Origin of the sequence: Streptomyces sp. NPDC006512 (genome assembly GCF_040611935.1) — a bacterium.
GTDB lineage: Bacteria > Actinomycetota > Actinomycetes > Streptomycetales > Streptomycetaceae > Streptomyces.
On record NZ_JBEXPG010000080.1, the window covers coordinates 1 to 20195 of the forward strand.

The following is a 20195-nucleotide window of genomic DNA, read 5'->3' on the forward strand; positions in this document are numbered from 1 at the left end:
AGCTTGACCGAGATGATCGCCGTCAGACCCTCGCGGATGTCCTCGCCCGCGAGGTTGTCGTCCTTCTCGCGCAGCAGCTTCTTGTCGCGCGCGTAGCGGTTGACCAGACCCGTCAGCGCCGCGCGGAAGCCCTCTTCGTGGGTACCGCCCTCGTGCGTGTGGATCGTGTTCGCGAAGGAGTAGACGCCCTCGGTGTACTGCGAGTTCCACTGCATCGCGATCTCGACCGAGAGCATGCGCTCCTTGTCCTCGGCCTCGACGTCGATGACGGTCGGGTGGATCAGCTCGCCCTTGCGCGAGTTGAGGTACTTCACGAAGTCGACGATGCCGCCCTCGTAGTAGTACTTCACCGTCCGCGCCTGGTTGTCGTCGGACTCCTCGGCGGAGTCCGCGCCCATCGTGGCCTTCGCCGACTCGCGCTCGTCGGTCAGCGACAGGGTCAGGCCCTTGTTGAGGAAGGCCATCTCCTGGAAGCGCCGCGACAGCGTCTCGAAGGAGTACTCGGTCGTCTCGAAGATGTCGCCGTCGGCCCAGAAGGTGACCGAGGTGCCGTGCTCGTCGGTCTCCTCGTTCTTGGCGAGGGCGGCCGTCGGGGCGCCGAGCTTGTAGTCCTGGGTCCAGCGGTAGCCGTCGCGCTTGACCTCGACCGCGACCTTCGTCGACAGCGCGTTCACGACGGACACGCCGACGCCGTGCAGACCGCCGGAGACGGCGTACCCGCCGCCGCCGAACTTGCCGCCCGCGTGCAGGACGGTGAGCACGACCTCGACGGCCGGCTTGCCCTCGGACGGGACGATGTCGACCGGGATGCCCCGGCCGTTGTCGACGACCTTGACCCCGCCGTCGGCGAGGATCGTCACGTCGATGGTGTCCGCGTGCCCGGCCAGTGCCTCGTCGACCGAGTTGTCGACGACCTCGTAGACGAGGTGGTGCAGGCCGCGCTCACCCGTCGATCCGATGTACATGCCGGGCCGCTTGCGGACCGCGTCCAGGCCCTCCAGGACCTGGATGTTGCTTCCGGTATACGAAGAACCACCTGCTTCGGCGGCCTCGCCGCCGGCGGTGGACTCGTTCTTGTCGTTGGAGTTGCCGGAATCGGCCACGAAGCGCCCTTTCTGGCACAGCACAGGCCGTACTCCGGGCCAGCAGGCATGCAAGCAGGAGCGGCTGCGTCGATCTGCGTTGTCAGCGTTTGTCACCGGTACTCGACTGGTGATCCCGCAACTGGGCGGGATTGCCTCCAGTCTACCGGTACCACTGACATGAATGGGGGTTTGCCGGTACCTGAGTACGCATGTGCCGCCCTGAACCTCCACTCTCCGACTCCCCATATCCGGGGAGGGGCTCAAAGTGGCTCACACGGGCATCCAGCGCTTCGGCCTGTCAACCCGCGGCTACCGTGAGGGACACCACCCGCGACGGGGGCCCGCCGGCCCGCCCCGCGCCGGGCCGCAACAGGCCGGAAGCCGCCGCTCCCAAGGGAACGGCGGCTTCGCCGGGGGTACTGCGGGGACCGGCCGCGAGGACCGGCGCGGCACGGGCCGCGGGCGGGCTCACCCGTAGGTGTCGCCGGGACCCCTGCTGCCCGGGCTGCGCCAGGGCCCGTACCCCTTCGGGCGGCCTCCCGGGCCCTGCACCTTGATCAGCCGGACCGTGCCCTGCCCCAGCTCGGCGTTGAGCCGCGCCACCAGCTGCGGGGCCAGCAGCTTCAGCTGCGCCGCCCACGCCGAGGAATCGCAGCGCACGACCAGCTCGCGGTCCTCGTAGCGCTCCGGCACGCAATGCGCCGCGATCTCCGGGCCGACGATCTCCGGCCAGCGCTCCATCACCCCGGCCACGGCCATCGGCATCTCCCAGCCGCGCTCCGTGCGCAGCCGGTCCAGCGCGGCCATCAGCGGCATCGGGTCCCGGCCGTCCGCGCGGGCGCCCGAACGCAGCCCGGGGTGCTGCTGGCGCTTCTTCCCGCTCACCGCGTTGCCCCGGGCCCGGGCCTGTTCCCGGGCGGCGGCCAGCGCCTGGCGCGCCAGGTCCACCCCGGAGGGCTCGGGGGCCTTGCGCCCGTCCTGCTCGCCGCCGCTCACAGCCGGGTCACCTCGCCGCCGGACACCGCGAAGCGGGTCCCCGCCAGTACGCCCGGTACGTCGTCGTCCACGGCCGCCGTCACGAGGACCTGCTCACCCGGAGCCACCAGCTCCGCGAGCCGCTCGCGGCGCCGGGCGTCCAGTTCCGCGAACACGTCGTCGAGCACCAGCACCGGCTCGGCGCCCTCCGAGCGCAGCAGCTCGTACGAGGCCAGCCGCAGCGCGAGGGCGTACGACCAGGACTCGCCGTGGCTGGCGTAGCCCTTGGCCGGGAGCTCGCCGAGGCGCAGCAGCACGTCGTCGCGGTGCGGGCCCACCAGGGTCACGCCCCGCTCGATCTCCTGCTTGCGGACGTCGGCCAGCGCGGCCAGCAGCACCTCGTAGAGCGCCTCGCGGGTCCGGGCGTCGCCGCTGTCCACCGGTTCGCCGGCCGAGGACTTGTAGGCGAGGCCGAGGGGGCCGCCGCCGGGCGCGAGCTGTTCGTAGGCCTTGTCGGCGAGCGGCAGGAGCGTGGCGATCAGGTCGAGGCGCTGGGCGAGCAGCTCGGCGCCCGCGCGGGCCAGGTGCTGGTCCCACACGTCGAGGGTGGAGAGGTCCATGGACCGGCCGCCGTGCCGGCGTGCCATGGCGGCGGACTTCAGGAGGGTGTTGCGTTGCTTGAGGACCCGCTCGTAGTCGGAGCGGACGGCCGCCATCCGCGGCGAGCGCGCGGTGACCAGCTCGTCGAGGAAGCGCCGGCGCTCCCCCGGATCGCCCTTGACGAGGGCCAGGTCCTCCGGGGCGAACAGCACGGTCCGTACGATCCCCAGCACGTCCCGGGGCCTGACCTGCGAGGACCGGTTGACGCGGGCCCGGTTCGCGCGGCCCGGGTTCAGCTCCAGCTCCACCAGCTGCTGCCGCTGGCCCTGGGTGACGGCGGCACGGATGACGGCGCGCTCCGCGCCCATGCGCACGAGGGGGGCGTCCGAGGAGACCCGGTGGCTGCCGAGCGTCGCGAGGTAGCCGATGGCCTCGACGAGGTTCGTCTTGCCCTGGCCGTTGGGCCCCACGAAAGCCGTGACGCCCGGGCCGAGGGGTACCTCGGCCCGGGCGTACGAGCGGAAGTCGGCCAGGGAGAGATGCGTGACGTGCATGTGTCGCCGACCTCCCCCGGCTTCCTGCTGTCGTGCTGTCGTTCTCGTGGTGCTGTCGTTCTTGTGGTGCTACTTCTTCTCGACCGCGTGCCCGCCGAACTGGTTGCGCAGCGCGGCGATCATCTTCATCTGCGGCGAGTCGTCCTGGCGGGACGCGAACCGGGCGAACAGCGAGGCCGTGATCGCCGGCAGCGGCACCGCGTTGTCGATGGCCGCCTCGACGGTCCAGCGGCCCTCGCCCGAGTCCTGCGCGAAGCCGCGCAGCTGCTCCAGGTGCTCGTCCTCGTCCAGCGCGTTCACGGCGAGGTCCAGCAGCCAGGAACGGATGACCGTGCCCTCCTGCCAGGACCGGAAGACCTCGCGGACGTCGGTGACCGAGTCGACCTTCTCCAGGAGCTCCCAGCCCTCGGCGTAGGCCTGCATCATGGCGTACTCGATGCCGTTGTGGACCATCTTCGCGAAGTGGCCCGCGCCGACCTTGCCCGCGTGCACGGCGCCGAAGTCACCCTCGGGCTTGAGCGCGTCGAAGACCGGCTGGACCGCGGCCACGTGCTTCTCGTCGCCGCCGTACATGAGCGCGTAGCCGTTCTCCAGGCCCCAGACGCCGCCGGAGACGCCGCAGTCGACGAAGCCGATGCCCTTGGCCTTCAGCTCCTCGGCGTGCTTCTCGTCGTCCGTCCAGCGCGAGTTGCCGCCGTCCACGACGATGTCGCCGGGCGAGAGCAGCTCGCCGAGCTCGTCGACGGTGGACTGCGTCGCCGCACCTGCCGGGACCATCACCCACACCACGCGGGGGGCCTGCAGGCTGTCCACAAGTTCCCGCAGGCTGTGGACATCGGCGAGGTCCGGGTTGCGGTCGTATCCGATGACGGTGTGGCCTGCGCGGCGGATGCGCTCGCGCATGTTGCCGCCCATCTTGCCGAGACCGACGAGACCAAGCTCCATCAACTGGTTCCTTACGCGTTGTGGCCGTCTTTGCCGCGGGTTCCCGGACGAGCCGGGTCACCCACGGATCCGAGCCTACGCCGGGGCGTGCACGGCGGCCCCACGGGCCGTGGCGCGCGTCCAGGAAGTCCCCAGGCGTTCTGGACTCCCGGAGCCCTGGCCTGTGGACGGCGTCGGGCCCGGTCCCGCAGCCTGCGAGACCGGGCCCGACGGGGAAGACGTCAGCCGGACAGGCGTACCGGCATGATCAGGTACTTGTAGGCCTCGTCGGCCTCCGCGTCGACCGCGGGGCGGCCGCTGAGCAGCGCCGGCTTGGTCGAGGTGGTGAAGCTCAGCTGCGCGGCCGGCGAGTCGATCGCGCTGAGGCCGTCCAGCAGGAACGTCGGGTTGAAGGCGATCGAGATGTCGTCGCCCTCCAGCTTCGCGTCGACGCGCTCCACAGCCTGTGCGTCGTCGCTGGAACCGGCTTCGAGGATCAGCACGCCCTGCTCGAAGCTGAGGCGGACGGGGGTGTTGCGCTCGGCGACGAGGGCCACGCGCTTGACGGCCTCGACGAACGGAGCGGTCTCGATCACCGCGATGGAGTTGAACTCCGTCGGGAAGAGCGTGCGGTACTTCGGCAGGTCGCCCTCGAGGAGGCGGGTGGTGGTGCGGCGGCCCGCGCCCTCGAAGCCGATGAGGCCCTCGCCCGCACCGGAGCCCGACAGAGCCAGGGTGACCGTGTCACCGCTGGTCAGGGACTTGGCGGTGTCCAGGAGGGTCTTCGCGGGCACCAGGGCCACGGCGGAGGCGTCCGGGTTCTCCGGCTTCCACAGGAACTCGCGGACCGCGAAGCGGTAGCGGTCGGTGGAGGCCAGGGTGACGCGGTCGCCCTCGATCTCGATGCGGACACCGGTCAGCACGGGCAGCGTGTCGTCGCGGCCGGCGGCGATGGCGACCTGGGCGGCGGCGGAGGCGAAGACCTCGCCGGGCACGGTGCCGGTCGCGGTCGGCATCTGCGGCAGCGCCGGGTACTCCTCCACAGGCAGGGTGTGGAGTGTGAACCGCGAGGAGCCGCAGACCACGGTCGCCCGTACACCGTCTGTGGAAATCTCCACCGGGCGGTTGGGGAGGGCGCGGCAGATGTCGGCGAGCAGCCGGCCGGAGACCAGGACGGTGCCGTCCTCCTCGACGTCCGCCTCGACGGAGACGCGGGCCGAGACCTCGTAGTCGAAGCCGGAGAGGGACAACGTGCCCTCCTCGGCCTTCAGCAGCAGGCCCGCGAGTACGGGCACCGGCGGCCGGGCCGGGAGGCTGCGGGCAGCCCAGGCCACCGCCTCCGCGAGTACGTCGCGTTCCACCCGGATCTTCACCGGAACCGCCTCCTGCTGTTGCTCGCTCGTCTGCCGGCCTTCGTCGTCGGCTCGTCGATGCCTCGACCGATGCCGGGGACCAGTCTGACGTACGGCGCCGACACTCGTCGCGGCTGGCGGTCAAGTCGGGAGCGAGGCGTCGGCGAGGCCGAGCGACGAGTTGTGCACAGGACCTGCTTGAAAACCGAATCCGAGCTAACTCTCTATGGGGGTAGTAGTAGGGCCTGTGGAAACGGTGGATAAGCCCGTTCTCCCAGGTCAGCCCTCGTTTTTTATCCCCACACCCTGTGGGTGGCACCGGTGGACAACACGGTGTCTCTGTGGAGAACGAAAACTTCTGCACAGGCCGTCCCCAGACGACCCCCACTACTCCACAGGTGTGTCCCCAGCTTTTCCCCAGTGCTCCACACCCCAAACGTCGACTTCCGTGTGACCGCTTTCACTCGGGGCGGTGACGACGGGTGCCGGGTTGCCGAACAGTGGACAACGGTGTGGAGAACCCTTCGGATCCTGTGCACAGGATGCGGCAACCTGTGGGGCGGCGGTGGACAGAGCCGTGGACGAGCCTGTGGACGAGATTTCTGTCCACAGGCTGTGGACAGCGCTTGCGCACAATTCCACAGGCGGCTGACCTGCCCTGATGGGCCCTCAACCTGCGCTCCTGTGGACAGATTGTGGGCGCCGCACACTGTCCTCAGGCTGTGGACGGAAGAAAGTCGGCCAATCTGTGGATGAGTTGCCCTCCAGGGGGCGTATTCGAACAGAGCAGGGGCGCACGGACGAAGAAGGGCGCCCCCGGTACGGTCCGGAAGCGCCCTGTTTTCGGGTGTGAAGGGGCCCTGGCACGGCTGTCGGGGGGCCGCGTCAGGCGTTCTTGATGCGGTTGGTGAGCTCCGTGACCTGGTTGTAGATGGACCGCCGTTCCGCCATGAGGGCCCGGATCTTGCGGTCCGCGTGCATGACGGTGGTGTGGTCGCGGCCGCCGAACTGGGCCCCGATCTTGGGCAGGGACAGGTCGGTGAGCTCCCGGCACAGGTACATGGCGATCTGCCGCGCGGTGACCAGCACCCGGCTGCGCGAGGAGCCGCACAGGTCGTCCACGGTGAGCCCGAAGTAGTCCGCGGTGGCCGCCATGATGTCGGAGGCCGTGATCTCGGGCGCGCTGTCCTCGCCGCCCGGGATCAGGTTCTTCAGGACGTCCTCGGTGAGGCCGAGGTCGACCGGCTGCCGGTTCAGGCTCGCGAACGCCGTGACCCGGATCAGCGCCCCCTCCAGCTCGCGGATGTTGCGCGAGATGCGGGAGGCGATGAACTCCAGTACCTCCGGCGGGGCGTTGAGCTGCTCCTGGACGGCCTTCTTGCGCAGGATCGCGATGCGGGTCTCCAGCTCGGGGGGCTGGACGTCGGTGATCAGGCCCCACTCGAAGCGGTTGCGGAGCCGGTCCTCCAGGGTGACGAGCTGCTTGGGCGGCCGGTCGGAGGACAGCACGATCTGCTTGTTGGCGTTGTGGAGCGTGTTGAAGGTGTGGAAGAACTCCTCCTGCGTTGACTCCTTGCTCGCGAGGAACTGGATGTCGTCGACCAGCAGGATGTCCATCTCGCGGTACCGCTTGCGGAAGGCGTCGCCCTTGCCGTCGCGGATGGAGTTGATGAACTCGTTCGTGAACTCCTCGGAGCTCACGTACCGCACCCGGGTGCCGGGGTAGAGGCTCCGCGCGTAGTGCCCGATGGCGTGCAACAGGTGGGTCTTGCCGAGGCCCGACTCCCCGTAGATGAACAGGGGGTTGTACGCCTTCGCCGGCGCCTCGGCGACGGCCACCGCGGCGGCGTGCGCGAAGCGGTTGGAGGCGCCGATGACGAAGGTGTCGAAGAGGTACTTGGGGTTCAGCCGGGCGGTCGGCTCCAGCGGTCCCGAGGTGGAACCGCCCGACGGGGCCGGCGGCGGGGCGGGCCGGCCCGGTGCCGTGCGCGGCGCGGGCTGCTCGTACTGCTGCTGCTCGTACGACTGGTTCTCGTACTGCTGCTGCTCGTACTTCTGGGGTTCGTACTTCTGCGGTTCGTACGGGGACTGCTCGTACTTGGGCTGCTCGTACTTCTGCTGTTCGTAGGAGCCCTGGTCGTAGCCGCCCGGCTCCGGCTGCTGGAGGTAGCCCGGCTGGGGGGAGGCGTACGGATCGCGCTCGGGGAAGCCACCGAGGCGCTGCTGCTGCCAGCCGTAGTCGTCCTGCTGGCCGCCGCGGGGCCAGGCCCCGGGCTCCGGGCGCTGCTGCTGATAGTCCGGGTAGGCGGGGCGGGCCGTGGGGAGCTGGTCGTCGCCCGGGCCGTTGTGGCTGCCGGGGCGCGGGCCGCCGTACGGCTCGTAGCCCTCCCGCTGCGGGGACGAGGGCGCGGAGGGCGGCGCGGGTTCGCCGGCGGAGTCGTCCACGGTGATGGCGATCCGGATCGGGCGGCCGCACTCACGGCTCAGCGCGTCGCTGATGAGCGGGGCGAGGCGGCCTTCGAGAACGCGCTTGCCCCACTCGTTCGGGACGGCGAGCAGCGCGGTGTCGGCGACCAGGGCCAGCGGCTGGCATCGTTCGACCCACTGCTTGTCCTTGGGCTCGATGCCTTGCTGACCCTCGCCGAGCAGCTTCTCGAGCACGCGTGGCCACACTGCGGCAAGATCGGCAGGTACGTCAGCCACAGAGCACGCTCTCTCACAGGTCCCGTCCCACGAATGTGTGGTTCTTTGGGACGGTCGGGGCAAAAAATCAGGGATCAGGCAACGGTAGTCAGGCCGGTGGCCACGGTTCAAGTCGTTGTCCACAGCCTGTGCACAGTGTGCGGCAGGTGAGCTCGGTTTGACCGGATGGCGTAGCCGCGCGTACCGTGACGAGGTCGAATTGTCGATGGCTGCTGCCGCCTGCCTACCGATGGGCGAAGGTCACTTTTAGTGATCGTTTAGCGGTGCCCACTCGGGCGAACACGCGAGTTCCTCGTGGGCGCACGGTGACAGCCAGGCGATGTACCGCCACAACGATTCATTCTCTGGAGCCCCCGAGTGAGCAAGCGCACCTTCCAGCCGAACAACCGCCGTCGTGCCAAGACCCACGGCTTCCGCCTGCGGATGCGTACCCGTGCCGGTCGCGCGATCCTCGCGAACCGTCGTGGCAAGGGCCGCGCCGCCCTTTCCGCGTAACAACGCGCAGGTCGTGACGTCGTGCTGTCTCCCGAGAATCGGCTGAGGCGGCGCGAGGACTTCGCGAGCGCGGTACGCCGAGGCCGGCGGGCGGGACGCCCGCTCCTCGTCGTCCACCTAAGAACAAGCGGTGCAACGGACCCGCACGCGCCGGGGGAGATCGATCCCTCGCCGCGTGCGGGTTTCGTCGTCAGCAAGGCTGTCGGCGTCGCTGTCGTCCGTAACCGGGTGAAGCGCCGTCTGCGCCATCTTGTCCGCGACCGGCTGGCTCAGCTGCCCGCCGGTAGCCTGGTGGTAGTGCGGGCTTTGCCCGGAGCGGGCGATGCCGGCCTCGACGAGCTGGCCCGTGACCTGGACGCCGCTTTGACGCGGCTGCTGGGAGGCGCGGCTCGATGAAGTACCCGCTGCTCGCTTTGATCAAGCTGTACCAGTGGACGATCAGTCCGCTGCTCGGGCCGGTGTGCCGCTACTACCCGTCGTGTTCACGCTACGGGTACGGCGCCATCGACCGGCATGGTGCGGTGAAGGGGACGGTTCTGACCGCCTGGCGGATCCTGCGGTGCAATCCGTGGTCCCCGGGTGGTGTGGATCATGTCCCACCCCGGAAACGCCCGCGTTGGCACGAGCAGCTGCGCAGTGCGTTGCGTAGATCTCGCAATGCTCAAGGAGCCTGATTAGTGGACACGATTGCCAGTCTGTTCAGCTTTATCACCACACCCGTGTCGTGGATCATCGTCCAGTTCCACTCCCTGTACGGGGCGATCTTCGGTGCGGACAGTGGATGGGCCTGGGGCCTGTCCATCGTGTCCCTGGTGATCCTGATCCGTATCTGCCTGATCCCGCTCTTCGTGAAGCAGATCAAGGCGACGCGGGGCATGCAGGCGCTCCAGCCGAAGATGAAGGCGATCCAGGAGCGCTACAAGAACGACAAGCAGCGTCAGTCCGAAGAGATGATGAAGCTGTACAAGGAGACGGGTACCAACCCGCTCTCCTCGTGCCTTCCCATCCTGGCGCAGTCCCCGTTCTTCTTCGCGCTGTACCACGTGCTCGCGAGCATCGCCAACGGCGAGACCATCGGCGTCATCAACCAGTCGCTGCTGGAGAGCGCCCGTCAGGCGCACATCTTCGGCGCCCCGCTGGCCGCGAAGTTCACGGACAGCGCCGCGAAGGTCGCCGAGCTGGACGCCTCGATCACCAACGTGCGGATCGTCACCGCCGTCATGATCGTCATGATGTCGCTGTCGCAGTTCTACACCCAGCGCCAGCTGATGCAGAAGAACGTCGACCTCTCGGTCAAGACCCCCTTCATGCAGCAGCAGAAGATGCTGATGTACATCTTCCCGGTGATCTTCGCCGTGATGGGCATCAACTTCCCCGTCGGTGTCCTCGTCTACTGGCTGACCACGAACGTGTGGACCATGGGCCAGCAGATGTACGTGATCAACCAGAACCCGACGCCGGGCAGCAAGGCGCAGGACCAGTACCTGACCCGTCTGCTGAAGCAGGTCAGCTCGCACGGTGCCGTCAAGGGCCGGAGCAAGAAGAAGATCGTCGCGGCGATCGTGGCCAAGGGCCCGGACCGCAACGACAACGAGCGCAAGTTCATCACCGCGCTGACCAAGCAGGGCATGGCCGCCCAGGCGGACGGCTCCGTGATCAAGAGTGCTGAGGCCACCGCCGATGCGGATGCGGCGAGCGGCGGTGTCGCCACGAAGCGGCAGCAGCCGAAGCGGCAGACGAAGGCGAAGCGTCAGACGCCCCCCAGCAAGCCCTCCAAGAAGTAAGAAGGAGTCCCTCCCGTGACGGAAGGCACCACCACCGCCGCCGCTGAGAGTGGCGACACCCTGACCCGCCTCGAGCAGGAGGGTGAGATCGCGGCCGATTACCTTGAGGGTCTGCTGGACATCGCCGACCTGGACGGCGACATCGACATGGACGTCGAGGCCGACCGGGCCGCCGTCTCCATCGTCAGTGACTCCTCCAGCCGCGACCTGCAGAAGCTCGTGGGCCGCGACGGCGAGGTCCTGGAGGCGCTCCAGGAGCTGACGCGCCTGGCCGTGCACCGGGAGACCGGGGACCGCAGCCGGCTGATGCTGGACATCGCCGGCTTCCGGGCGAAGAAGCGCGAGGAGCTCGCGGCCCTGGGTGCCCAGGCCGCGGCGGACGTGAAGGCCTCGGGCGAGCCGCTGAAGCTGGCTCCGATGACTCCGTTCGAGCGCAAGGTCGTCCACGACGCCGTGGCGGCCGCCGGTCTGAAGAGCGAGTCCGAAGGCGAGGAGCCGCAGCGCTTCGTCGTTGTGCTCCCGGCCTGACCGGAACATCCTGTGGTCGGCCCCGCCTGTGTCGCAGGCGGGGCCGAAGTTTGTAAGCCTGACAGTCGAACCACACGGTTCTGGCGTGAGCGGTTCTGTACGGAAGGACGGTCCCCGTGACGGAGGCAGCTGAGCTTCCCCCGGCGCCCGAAGTGGCGCGCGCGGTGTTCGGTGAGTTTTTCCCGGAAGCTGTGCGGTATGCGGAGCTGCTGGCGGACGCCGGGGTCCAGCGCGGCCTGATCGGCCCGCGCGAGGTGCCCCGGCTGTGGGAGCGGCACCTGCTGAACTGCGCGGTGCTGTCGGAGGTGGTGCCCGAGGGCGTCACCGTCTGCGACGTGGGCTCGGGCGCGGGTCTGCCCGGTATCCCGCTCGCACTGGTCCGGCGGGACCTCAAGATCACCCTGCTGGAGCCCCTGCTGCGGCGCACGAACTTCCTCCAGGAAGCCGTGGAGCTGCTGGGCCTGGACCACGTCACGGTGGTGCGCGGCCGGGCCGAAGAGGTACTCGGCAAGGTCCAGCCGGTACACGTGGTGACGGCACGCGCGGTGGCACCCCTGGACCGCCTGGCGGGCTGGGGCGTACCGCTGCTGCGGCCGTACGGCGAGATGCTGGCGCTCAAGGGCGACACCGCGGAGGAAGAGCTGGTGGCGGCCAAGGTCGCGCTGACCAAGCTCGGTGTGGTGAAGACCTCGGTGCTCCAGGTCGGCGAGGGCATCGTGGACCCCATGTCCACCGTGGTCCGCGTCGAGGTGGGAGAAAGCCCCGGCGGGGTGAGGTTTGCGGCCAAGCGGGCTAAGGCCGCGCGGACGAGCCGGACCCGCAGGCGTCGCTGATCTTCGCTCCGTGGGCGGGGAGCGGCAGGTATTTCGGGTGTGTTGGGCCCTATAGGTATGGATTTCGGAGTGTCGTAGAGGCCTGAAGACTCCGTCCGGGCATCGTGTTTCACGTGAAACGTCGCTCTCTGCTGCACGGAATCATCAGCCGCGGCCGTGCGGCTGCCGCCCCCCGCTCCCGCAAGGACGCGGGGGGTACGGAGTTGTCCACAACGGTGGATTCATCCACAGGAGTACGGGCCCCGCTGGTTCGCGACCCCGGTGACATGGCAGGCTCTGTTCATCGCGAGCCCGCTGCCGAGGAGAGTGACACCGTGCGGTCCGACGCCAACCTCGCGGGGCCGATGGCCGATCCGGTCCCAGGTCCCCGCTCTGAATCACCGGGCGATGTTTCACGTGAAACATCGCCTCCGCCCCTCGTCGACAACGACGAGATCGGCGAGACCCCCCTCGGCCGTGCCGCCCAGCTGGCGGTCGAGGCCCTGGGGCAGTCCGGTGCCGCTCTGCCGAGGCCCGCGCAGACCCGCATCATGGTGGTGGCCAACCAGAAGGGCGGCGTGGGCAAGACCACGACGACCGTGAACCTGGCCGCCTCGCTGGCCCTGCACGGTGCCCGGGTCCTCGTGATCGACCTCGACCCGCAGGGCAACGCGTCCACGGCTCTGGGCATCGACCACCATGCCGAGGTCCCGTCCATCTACGACGTCCTGGTGGACAGCCGTCCGCTGATGGAGGTCGTCCAGCCGGTGGTGGACGTGGAGGGGCTGTTCTGTGCCCCCGCCACGATCGACCTCGCCGGCGCGGAGATCGAGCTGGTGTCACTGGTGGCCCGCGAGAGCCGGCTCCAGCGGGCGATCCAGGCGTACGAGCAGCCGCTCGACTACATCCTGATCGACTGCCCGCCCTCGCTGGGTCTGCTCACGGTCAACGCCATGGTCGCGGGCGCGGAAGTACTGATCCCGATCCAGTGCGAGTACTACGCGCTGGAGGGCCTCGGTCAGCTGCTGCGCAACGTCGACCTGGTGCGGTCCCACTTGAACCCGGCGCTGCACGTGTCGACGATCCTGCTGACGATGTACGACGGCAGGACCCGGCTGGCCTCGCAGGTGGCGGACGAGGTGCGCACGCACTTCGGCAAGGAAGTGCTGCGTACGAGCATCCCGCGCTCGGTGCGCATCTCGGAGGCTCCGAGCTACGGACAGACCGTGCTCACCTACGACCCGGGTTCCAGCGGTGCGCTCTCCTACCTGGAGGCCGCGCGGGAGATCGCGATGCGCGGTGCCGGAATCCATTACGACGCCCAGAACGCCCATGTGGGCGCGGGCATGAACAACACGCAGAGTGTGGCGGAGGGGATCCAGTGAGTGAGCGACGTAGGGGGCTGGGGCGGGGGCTCGCCGCGCTGATTCCGGCTGCTCCGCAGGAGAAGACGCCGGCCGGTGCCGGTGCCGGTGCTGGTGCCGGTGCCGGTGCGACGTCTTCGGCGACGGCGCCGGTGCTGACGTCGGAACGGGGCATCGCCGCGGCGAAGCTGGCCGCGCTGACGCAGGCCGGTGTTTCACGTGAAACACCGGAGCCGATGGTGGACGAGGTGACGGCGAGCGTGCCGGAGCCCTCGGTGCCGGTATCGGACGGATCCGCGGTGGCGATGTACGCGGAGCTTCCCCTGGACTCGATCACGCCGAACCCGCGCCAGCCGCGTGAGGTCTTCGACGAGGACGCCCTGGCGGAACTGGTGACCTCCGTCCAGGAAGTGGGAGTCCTCCAGCCGGTGGTCGTACGGCAAGCAGGCCCCGACAGCTATGAGCTGATCATGGGTGAGCGCCGTCTGCGGGCCTGCAAGGAGGCCGGCCTGGAGCGGATCCCCGCGATCATCCGGGCGACGGACGACGACAAGCTCCTGCTGGACGCCCTCCTGGAGAACCTGCACCGGGCGCAGCTGAATCCGCTGGAGGAGGCGGAGGCGTACGACCAGCTGCTCCGCGAGTTCAACTGCACCCATGACCAGCTGGCGGACCGGATCGGGCGCTCCCGTCCGCAGGTCTCGAACACGCTGCGACTGCTGAAGCTGCCCCCCAGCGTGCGGCGCCGGGTGGCGTCCGGCGTGCTGATGGCCGGGCACGCGCGAGCGCTCCTGCCGGTGGAGGACGCCGAGCAGCAGGAGCTGCTGGCGCAGCGCATCGTCGCCGAGGGCCTGTCCGTGCGTACGGTCGAAGAGATCGTGATGCTGATGGGCTCGGAGCCTTCGAGCCCGGTGAAGCCGAAGGGCCCGCGGGCCGGCGCCCGGGTGGCCCCGGCGCTCAGCGAGCTGGCCACGCGGCTCTCGGACCGCTTCGAGACCCGGGTGAAGGTGGACCTGGGCCAGAAGAAGGGCAAGATCACCGTCGAGTTCGCGTCGATGGAGGATCTGGAGCGCATCCTGGGGACCCTGGCGCCGGGCGAGGGCCGGGTACTGGAGCAGGGGCCGTCCGGGGAGTAGCCCGGGTGGCCGAGGGGCGGGTCGTGCCGGCGGAAGCCGACGCGGCCCGCCCCTTTTTCCTTGGTCATCCGCGGCTGTCCGCACTCGAAGGACGAGGGGGCAGTGGATACGATGCCGTCATGGGTCGTCGGCTGGTACCGCTCACGCTGGACAACCTCCAGGACCTGCCCAAGCGTTGCCGGAGCTGCGTGTTCTGGGAGCTGGATCCCGTCAGCGGCGAGGCCGCGGTGAAGGCGGGCACTCCGGAGCTGGAGAAGGAGTCCTGGATCTCCGCCGTCCTGCTGGACTGGGGGTCCTGCGGCCGGGTGGTCTACGTGGACGAGGTCCCGGTGGGTTTCGTGCTCTACGCCCCGCCGGCGTACGTCCCCCGGGCGGCCTCGTTTCCGACCAGCCCGGTCTCCCCGGACGCGGTGCAGCTGATCACGGCGTGGATCATGCCGGGATACCAGGGGCAGGGCCTGGGACGGGTGATGGTGCAGACGGTCGCCAAGGACCTCCTGCGCCGGGGCTTCAAGGCGATCGAGGCGTTCGGCGACGCGCACTGGGAGCGGCCCGCGTGCCTGCTGCCGGCCGATCACCTGCTGTCGGTGGGCTTCAAGACGGTCCGCCCGCATCCGGCCCATCCGAGGCTGCGACTGGAGCTGCGCACGACCCTGTCGTGGAAGGAAGACGTGGAACTGGCCCTGGACCGCCTGCTCGGCGGTGCGCGCAAGGAACCGGCATTGCGACCGCTGTGAGCGGGACAGGGAAAACGCGGAACGGGGCCGCCCCTTCAGGGGCGGCCCCGTTTCACGTGAAACATCGCTGTGGCTGTGATCAGCCGGCGGCCTTGACCTCGACGAAGTCCGAGAGGTCACGCAGGATGGCGGCCTTCGGCTTGGCGCCGACGATGGTCTTGGCGACCTCGCCGCCCTGGTAGACGTTCAGGGTCGGGATGGACATGACGCCGTACTTGGCGGCCGTGTCCGGGTTCTGGTCGATGTTGAGCTTGACGATCTCGATCTGGTCGCCGTACTCGGCGGCGATGGCCTCCAGCGAGGGCGCGATCTGGCGGCACGGACCGCACCACTCGGCCCAGAAGTCCACCAGCACGGGCTTGTCGCTGGCGAGGACGACGGTGTCGAAGTCGGCGTCGGTCACGTTCTTCAGGTTGCCGGCCACAGCGGGCTCCTTCTTCCTGCGGGGTGTGGGGTGTGGGGATGAAACTCGGGTCGGTCGGCCGCGGGTCGGACGGCCGTGCCAGACGACTGGGATTCAGACGGCTGGGTCAGACCGCCGCGTGCGCGTGCTCGGAGTCCGAGAGGGCGGCGAGGAAGCGCTCGGCGTCGAGGGCGGCGGAGCAGCCCGTGCCGGCCGCGGTGATCGCCTGACGGTAGGTGTGGTCCACCACGTCACCGGCGCCGAAGACACCGGTGAGGTTCGTCCGGGTGGAGGGGGCGTCCACCTTGAGGTAGCCCTCGTCGTCCAGGTCCAGCTGGCCGGTGAACAGCTCGGTGCGCGGGTCGTGGCCGACGGCGATGAAGAGGCCGGTCACGGGCAGCGCGGAGGTCTCACCGGTCTTGGTGTTGCGCAGCGTCAGACCGGAGAGCTTCTGCTCGCCGTGGATCTCCGCGACCTCGCTGTCCCAGGCGAACTTGATCTTCGGGTCGGCGAAGGCGCGGTCCTGCATGGTCTTGGAGGCGCGCAGGCTGTCGCGGCGGTGGATGACGGTGACCGACTTGGCGAAGCGGGAGAGGAAGGTCGCCTCCTCCATCGCCGTGTCGCCGCCGCCGACCACGGCGATGTCCTGGTCCTTGAAGAAGAAGCCGTCGCAGGTGGCGCACCAGGAGACACCGCGTCCGGAGAGGGTGTCCTCGTTGGGCAGGCCCAGCTTGCGGTGCTGCGAGCCGGTGGTGACGATGACGGCCTTGGCGCGGTGCACGGTGCCGGCGGTGTCGGTGACCGTCTTGATCTCACCGGTGAGGTCCACGGAGACGACGTCGTCGGGGACGAGCTCGGCACCGAAGCGCTCGGCCTGGTCACGCATGTTGTCCATGAGGTCCGGGCCCATGATCCCGTCCCGGAAGCCGGGGAAGTTCTCGACCTCGGTGGTGTTCATCAGCGCGCCGCCGGCGGTGACGGCACCTTCGAAGACCAGGGGGTTGAGCGAAGCGCGTGCGGTGTACAGGGCGGCCGTGTACCCGGCCGGCCCGGAGCCGATGATGATCACGTTTCGTACGTCGCTCACGGGTTCTTTCCTCGTCTCTGCGGACTGCGTGTTGCCTACCGGGGGCCGGTGCGGACTCTCACCCCACCCAACGGATCCTACGGCGCGCGCATTCCCCGCTCGTCCAGGACGGAACGGGAACGGGTCAGCCGCGCGGATAGGTACGGGTCAGGACCGGCGTTCCCGGGGCTCCCGCAGGGGTGTCGGCGCAGGCGGCCGGCACCACGTACGCGTCCACGAGGCCGGGGTCACCGGCGTGCGGCAGGACGACGAGGTAGACGGCCGCGCCCTCGTAGGTCCCGCGGTCGGCGGCGAGCGGGGCGTCGGTGCGGCCGGTGGACTGCTGGACGCAGGCCGGTACCCGGGGTGCTTCCGTCGATGCCCCGCGGTCCGAGGGGGCCAGACCGGGAGAGTTCTCCAGGCCCATCGTCTTGTTCGTCTCCGCCTGCGGGGACGGTGGGACCTCGCCCGTCTTGCCGGTGTTCCTGGCCGCTAGGAGCTGCCGGACGCTGTCCTGGAGTCCCTGAGCGGTGTACCCGCTGCCGTCGGTGCTCCGGGCCGCGGACGAGGAATCACCGCGGGTGGCGGTGTCATGGGAGGCGGTGCCGTTGAGCCCGTTGACGAGGAAGACGCCGAGGGCACACGCGGCGGCCCCGGCCAGGCCGGCGAGGACCGCGATCCGGCGGCGGGCGCGGCGCCGGCCGGGCCCGGTGGAGCCGGACGGGTGACCGGAGGGCCGCTGGGTTTCGGTACGGCCGGGAGCGGGGGCCGGTGTTTCACGTGAAACGGCGGCTGTTTCACGTGAAACAGCCGGCTCGCCGGTGGGAGGGCCGACGGGCGAGCCGGCCGGCGGGCCGCCCGTCCTGGAGCCGGTCGAGTCGAGGAGTGCCTCGGCGGCGAGTGCCGCGTCGATCCGGCCCGCGACGGACGAGGGCATGCGCGGCGGACCGGGGAGGGTGCCGAGCAGGCCCCGGATCTCCTGGAGCGACGCGAGGACGTCCGCGCAGAGGGAGCAGCCGCCGAGGTGGTCGCGCACCTCGGCGCCCCGGGTGGGGGAGAGCAGTCCTTCGGTCAGGTCGGAGATCTCCGAGACCTCCGGGTGCCGGATCGTTCCGGTCGTGGGGCTCACGGTCGTCCACCTCCGCCCTTCACAGCGTCTGGGTCTGGGTCCCGGGGTTCTGCCGCTGGTGGGACGGCTGTCCCCGGCGTCCGGTTCCTTCCCCGCTCCGAGGTGGTGTTATCCCCGGCATTCGTGCGCAGATGAGTGAGCATCGGGACGAGTTTCGCCCGGCCGCGCGCGCACCGGCTCTTCACGGTCCCGGTGGGGACGTCGAGGATCCGCGCGGCCTCGGCGACGGGGTACCCCTGCATGTCGACGAGGACGAGGGCGGCCCGCTGATCGGCAGGGAGGGTGCTGAGAGCGGCCAGCAGCTGGCGGTGGAGCTCCTGGCGCTCAGCAGGGGCCTCGGCGGACTCGTGGGGCTCCAGGAGCCGTTCCAGGCGGTCCATGTCGTCGAGGGGGGAGGTCCGGCGGGAGGCGGCCTTGCGGGCCCGGTCGAGGCAGGCGTTCACGGTGACGCGGTGTAGCCAGGTCGTGACCGCCGACTCCCCGCGGAAGGTGTGGGCACGCCGGTAGGCGGAGACGAGGGCGTCCTGCACGGCGTCGGCGGCCTCCTCGCGGTCACCGAGGGTGCGCAGGGCCACCGCCCACAACCGGTCGCGGTGGCGGCGTACGAGCTCACCGAAGGCGTCGGGATCCCCGGCGACGTGCAGCGCCAGGAGGTCCTGGTCGCTGCGGTCTCCGTGGTCGCCGGTCGCGGCCTGGTCCAACGGTGAGCCCTCCCCTGCTGTCCGTCAGCCCGTGAACTTCACATCCGTGATGGCCTGCTTGTATCCGGCGCCGCTGAAGTCGTCGACGGGGGCGTCCGGCATGGCGGTGATCCACAGCAGCACGTAGCGCGATTTGACCGGCTTCTCGGCGTTCAGGCGCACGTCCCGCTCGGAGGTCGTGGTGCCCGCGATCTTCTTCATGGAGCCGACCGAGTTCTTCGGATGCATGGAGTCGGCCGCGTACAGAGCCAGCGTGGTGTGGTCACCGGCGAACCGCAGCGCTATCGAGGCCTCGCTGACCTCGTGCTCGGACCCGAGGTCGTAGATGATGCCGACGCCGGACTTGATCTTCAGCTCGGGACCCTCGAAGAAGCTCTTGGTCCGCCAGTACGTCGAGGCGTTCCCGTCGTACGTCTTGGAGACCCCGTCGGCGTTCTGCGGGGTGCCGTCCGGGTAGTACTCCGCGGCTCCCTTGACGGAGAGCGGTACGGGCTCCTTCTTCTCCGGGGCGCCGTCGGTGTTCGGGTGCTGTTGTTGCTGGTTGCCGTTGTTGCCGTTGCCCTTGTTGCGGTGGTCCAGCAGCTTGTCGGCGAGCTGCCAGCTGCCCAGGCCGAGGGCGGCGATCAGCAGCGCGGCGACGCCCCACTTGAGGGCCCGGCCGGTACGGCTCTGCAGCGGCGGCGGGGGAACGGACGAGATCTGTACGGTCGGCCCGCCGGGCAGCAGGGGGCGTCCGTAGCTGCCCTGCTGGTAGGTGGTGTGCTGGTACTCCGGCGGCGCCGTGAAGGCGGGCTCCGGCGGCCGGATGCGGGGCATCGCGGCGACGGCCTTGGCCAGCTCCTCCGGGGTGGTGCAGGCCGGCTCCTGACGGGAGGCGGTGGCACCGTCGTTGGCGAGGGCTCGCATCGCGAGCTCGCCGAGGCCCCGGTGGACTCCGGCGCGTACCTGGTCGGGGGCGATCAGGCCGACGCCCTTGGGCAGGCCGGCCAGTCCGTACGCGTCGGTCTCGTACGGCCAGCGCTGGGTGAGGGCGGCGTACAGCAGGGCGCCGATGGCCTCGGTGTCGGCCTGCTGCGGGGTCTCGCTGGTGATGCCGCGCAGGGCGGCGTTCACCGCGAGGCCGCGGATGCGGTACTGGCCCGTGGAGGTGCGCAGTATCGCGCTGGGCGTCAGCCGCAGGTGGGCCAGGCCCTCGCGGTGGGCGGCGGTCATGGCCTGGGAGACCTGGCTGACCAGCTGGTAGGCCTCGTGGGGCTCCAGCGGGCCGGCCGCGAGGATGGCGGTGAGTTCGGTGGCGTCGGGCAGCCACTCGTGGACGACGTAGACGAGGTCGTTCTCCTCCACGGCGTCGAGGACCTGGACGAACCGGGGGTCGCCGAGCAGGGCGGAGGACCGGGCCGCGGCGAGGACCGTACGGGCCCGCGGGTGGTCGGCGGGCAGCAAGTGGACGCCGACCGCACGGCGGAGCTTCTCGTCCATCGCGCGCCAGCTGCTGAATCCGTCCAGACGGGTGACGCACTCCTCGAGGCGGTAGCGCCTCGCGAGCTTGTGGCCGCTGTGGAGTTCTGGCGCGGCCGTGGGGGCCGCCTTCGTGCGTTCGCCGTCCTTCTCGGGCATGGGTCCGTCCGCGGCTCGTCCGTTCTGGGTGTCCACCCCGTCGGCCGTGGCCTTGGCCGCTCCTGCGGCCAGCGGCTCGTCGCCGCTGTTGTCGGCCACGTCGACGGCAGCCGTGCTACGTTCCGCCACCGTCGTCCCTGCCTCCCCATCCGTTGCGCGCTGTCGGCCAGTCTGCGAAGCCATGCCAATTGTGCCCACAGTCCGGCGCTCCGCACGACATGCGAAGGGAG

At 69.9% G+C, this 20195-nt stretch carries 19 protein-coding genes and 1 pseudogene; 9 read left to right on the forward strand and 11 right to left on the reverse strand.

Annotated features, from left to right (window positions below; genetic code table 11):
- From ABZZ17_RS35940 to dnaA, 6 genes are all read right to left on the reverse strand, one after another.
- On the reverse strand, window positions 1-1127 hold a 1127-nt coding region (locus ABZZ17_RS35940), incomplete at its 3' end, for an ATP-binding protein (protein WP_356882830.1).
- A 426-nt stretch (window positions 1128-1553) separates the two neighbouring features.
- On the reverse strand, window positions 1554-2081 hold the full coding sequence (locus ABZZ17_RS35945) for a DUF721 domain-containing protein (protein WP_356882832.1): 528 nt from the start codon (window positions 2079-2081) through the stop codon (window positions 1554-1556).
- Window positions 2078-3214 carry a DNA replication/repair protein RecF gene (recF, locus tag ABZZ17_RS35950; protein ID WP_356882834.1) on the reverse strand — a complete coding sequence of 379 codons (1137 nt, stop codon included), beginning with the start codon at window positions 3212-3214 and terminating at the stop codon, window positions 2078-2080. Before recF ends, ABZZ17_RS35945 begins: the two co-directional genes overlap by 4 nt.
- Window positions 3215-3283: 69 nt before the next feature.
- Entirely contained in the window at window positions 3284-4159 is an 876-nt protein-coding gene (gene gnd / locus ABZZ17_RS35955) for a phosphogluconate dehydrogenase (NAD(+)-dependent, decarboxylating) (RefSeq protein ID WP_356882836.1), read from the reverse strand.
- A gap of 221 nt (window positions 4160-4380) precedes the next feature.
- Window positions 4381-5511, reverse strand: a complete 1131-nt coding sequence (gene dnaN, locus ABZZ17_RS35960) for a DNA polymerase III subunit beta (protein ID WP_030153167.1) — start codon at window positions 5509-5511, stop codon at window positions 4381-4383.
- Between the two features lie 864 nt (window positions 5512-6375).
- Window positions 6376-8193, reverse strand: coding sequence for a chromosomal replication initiator protein DnaA (dnaA, locus tag ABZZ17_RS35965; protein WP_356882839.1), 1818 nt, complete (start codon window positions 8191-8193; stop codon window positions 6376-6378).
- Between the two features lie 357 nt (window positions 8194-8550).
- Between dnaA and rpmH the strand changes: the two genes are divergently transcribed.
- The 9 genes and pseudogenes from rpmH (at window position 8551) to ABZZ17_RS36010 (ending at window position 15049) form a co-directional block, all read left to right on the forward strand.
- Window positions 8551-8688: a 50S ribosomal protein L34 gene (gene rpmH / locus ABZZ17_RS35970; RefSeq protein ID WP_008741645.1), complete on the forward strand. Its 138-nt coding sequence runs from the start codon at window positions 8551-8553 to the stop codon at window positions 8686-8688.
- A 21-nt stretch (window positions 8689-8709) separates the two neighbouring features.
- Window positions 8710-9084, forward strand: coding sequence for a ribonuclease P protein component (rnpA, locus tag ABZZ17_RS35975; RefSeq protein WP_356882841.1), 375 nt, complete (start codon window positions 8710-8712; stop codon window positions 9082-9084).
- A pseudogene (gene yidD / locus ABZZ17_RS35980) lies at window positions 9081-9335 on the forward strand (membrane protein insertion efficiency factor YidD); the annotation flags it as partial. The gene rnpA and the pseudogene yidD, both read left to right, overlap by 4 nt.
- 30 nt (window positions 9336-9365) lie before the next feature.
- Window positions 9366-10472: a membrane protein insertase YidC gene (gene yidC, locus ABZZ17_RS35985; protein WP_356882843.1), complete on the forward strand. Its 1107-nt coding sequence runs from the start codon at window positions 9366-9368 to the stop codon at window positions 10470-10472.
- Window positions 10473-10487: 15 nt separating this feature from the next.
- The gene (locus ABZZ17_RS35990) at window positions 10488-11000 is read left to right on the forward strand and encodes a R3H domain-containing nucleic acid-binding protein (protein WP_249766856.1); all 513 of its coding nucleotides are present in this window, start codon (window positions 10488-10490) and stop codon (window positions 10998-11000) included.
- Window positions 11001-11116: 116 nt separating this feature from the next.
- Window positions 11117-11833, forward strand: coding sequence for a 16S rRNA (guanine(527)-N(7))-methyltransferase RsmG (gene rsmG / locus ABZZ17_RS35995; protein ID WP_356882845.1), 717 nt, complete (start codon window positions 11117-11119; stop codon window positions 11831-11833).
- A 266-nt stretch (window positions 11834-12099) separates the two neighbouring features.
- On the forward strand, window positions 12100-13197 hold the full coding sequence (locus ABZZ17_RS36000) for a ParA family protein (protein WP_356882847.1): 1098 nt from the start codon (window positions 12100-12102) through the stop codon (window positions 13195-13197).
- Window positions 13194-14312, forward strand: a complete 1119-nt coding sequence (locus tag ABZZ17_RS36005; RefSeq protein ID WP_356882849.1) for a ParB/RepB/Spo0J family partition protein — start codon at window positions 13194-13196, stop codon at window positions 14310-14312. The genes ABZZ17_RS36000 and ABZZ17_RS36005 overlap by 4 nt, the downstream gene beginning before the upstream one ends.
- 119 nt (window positions 14313-14431) lie before the next feature.
- Complete coding sequence (locus tag ABZZ17_RS36010) at window positions 14432-15049, forward strand: GNAT family N-acetyltransferase (protein ID WP_356882851.1); 618 nt, start codon at window positions 14432-14434, stop codon at window positions 15047-15049.
- A gap of 79 nt (window positions 15050-15128) precedes the next feature.
- Here the strand turns inward: ABZZ17_RS36010 and trxA are convergent, their stop codons facing one another.
- The 5 genes from trxA to ABZZ17_RS36035 all read right to left on the reverse strand — a co-directional run bounded on the left by trxA (window position 15129) and on the right by ABZZ17_RS36035 (window position 20094).
- Window positions 15129-15473 carry a thioredoxin gene (gene trxA, locus ABZZ17_RS36015; protein WP_356882853.1) on the reverse strand — a complete coding sequence of 115 codons (345 nt, stop codon included), beginning with the start codon at window positions 15471-15473 and terminating at the stop codon, window positions 15129-15131.
- A 106-nt stretch (window positions 15474-15579) separates the two neighbouring features.
- Complete coding sequence (trxB, locus tag ABZZ17_RS36020; protein WP_356882855.1) at window positions 15580-16539, reverse strand: thioredoxin-disulfide reductase; 960 nt, start codon at window positions 16537-16539, stop codon at window positions 15580-15582.
- 124 nt (window positions 16540-16663) lie between these two features.
- A complete protein-coding gene (locus tag ABZZ17_RS36025; protein ID WP_356882857.1) occupies window positions 16664-17647 on the reverse strand; it encodes a hypothetical protein in 984 nt (327 codons plus the stop codon).
- Window positions 17644-18348: an RNA polymerase sigma factor SigM gene (gene sigM, locus ABZZ17_RS36030; RefSeq protein WP_356882859.1), complete on the reverse strand. Its 705-nt coding sequence runs from the start codon at window positions 18346-18348 to the stop codon at window positions 17644-17646. The genes ABZZ17_RS36025 and sigM overlap by 4 nt, the downstream gene beginning before the upstream one ends.
- Window positions 18349-18372: 24 nt before the next feature.
- Window positions 18373-20094, reverse strand: coding sequence for a protein kinase family protein (locus ABZZ17_RS36035; protein WP_356882861.1), 1722 nt, complete (start codon window positions 20092-20094; stop codon window positions 18373-18375).
- Window positions 20095-20195: the final 101 nt, after the last annotated feature.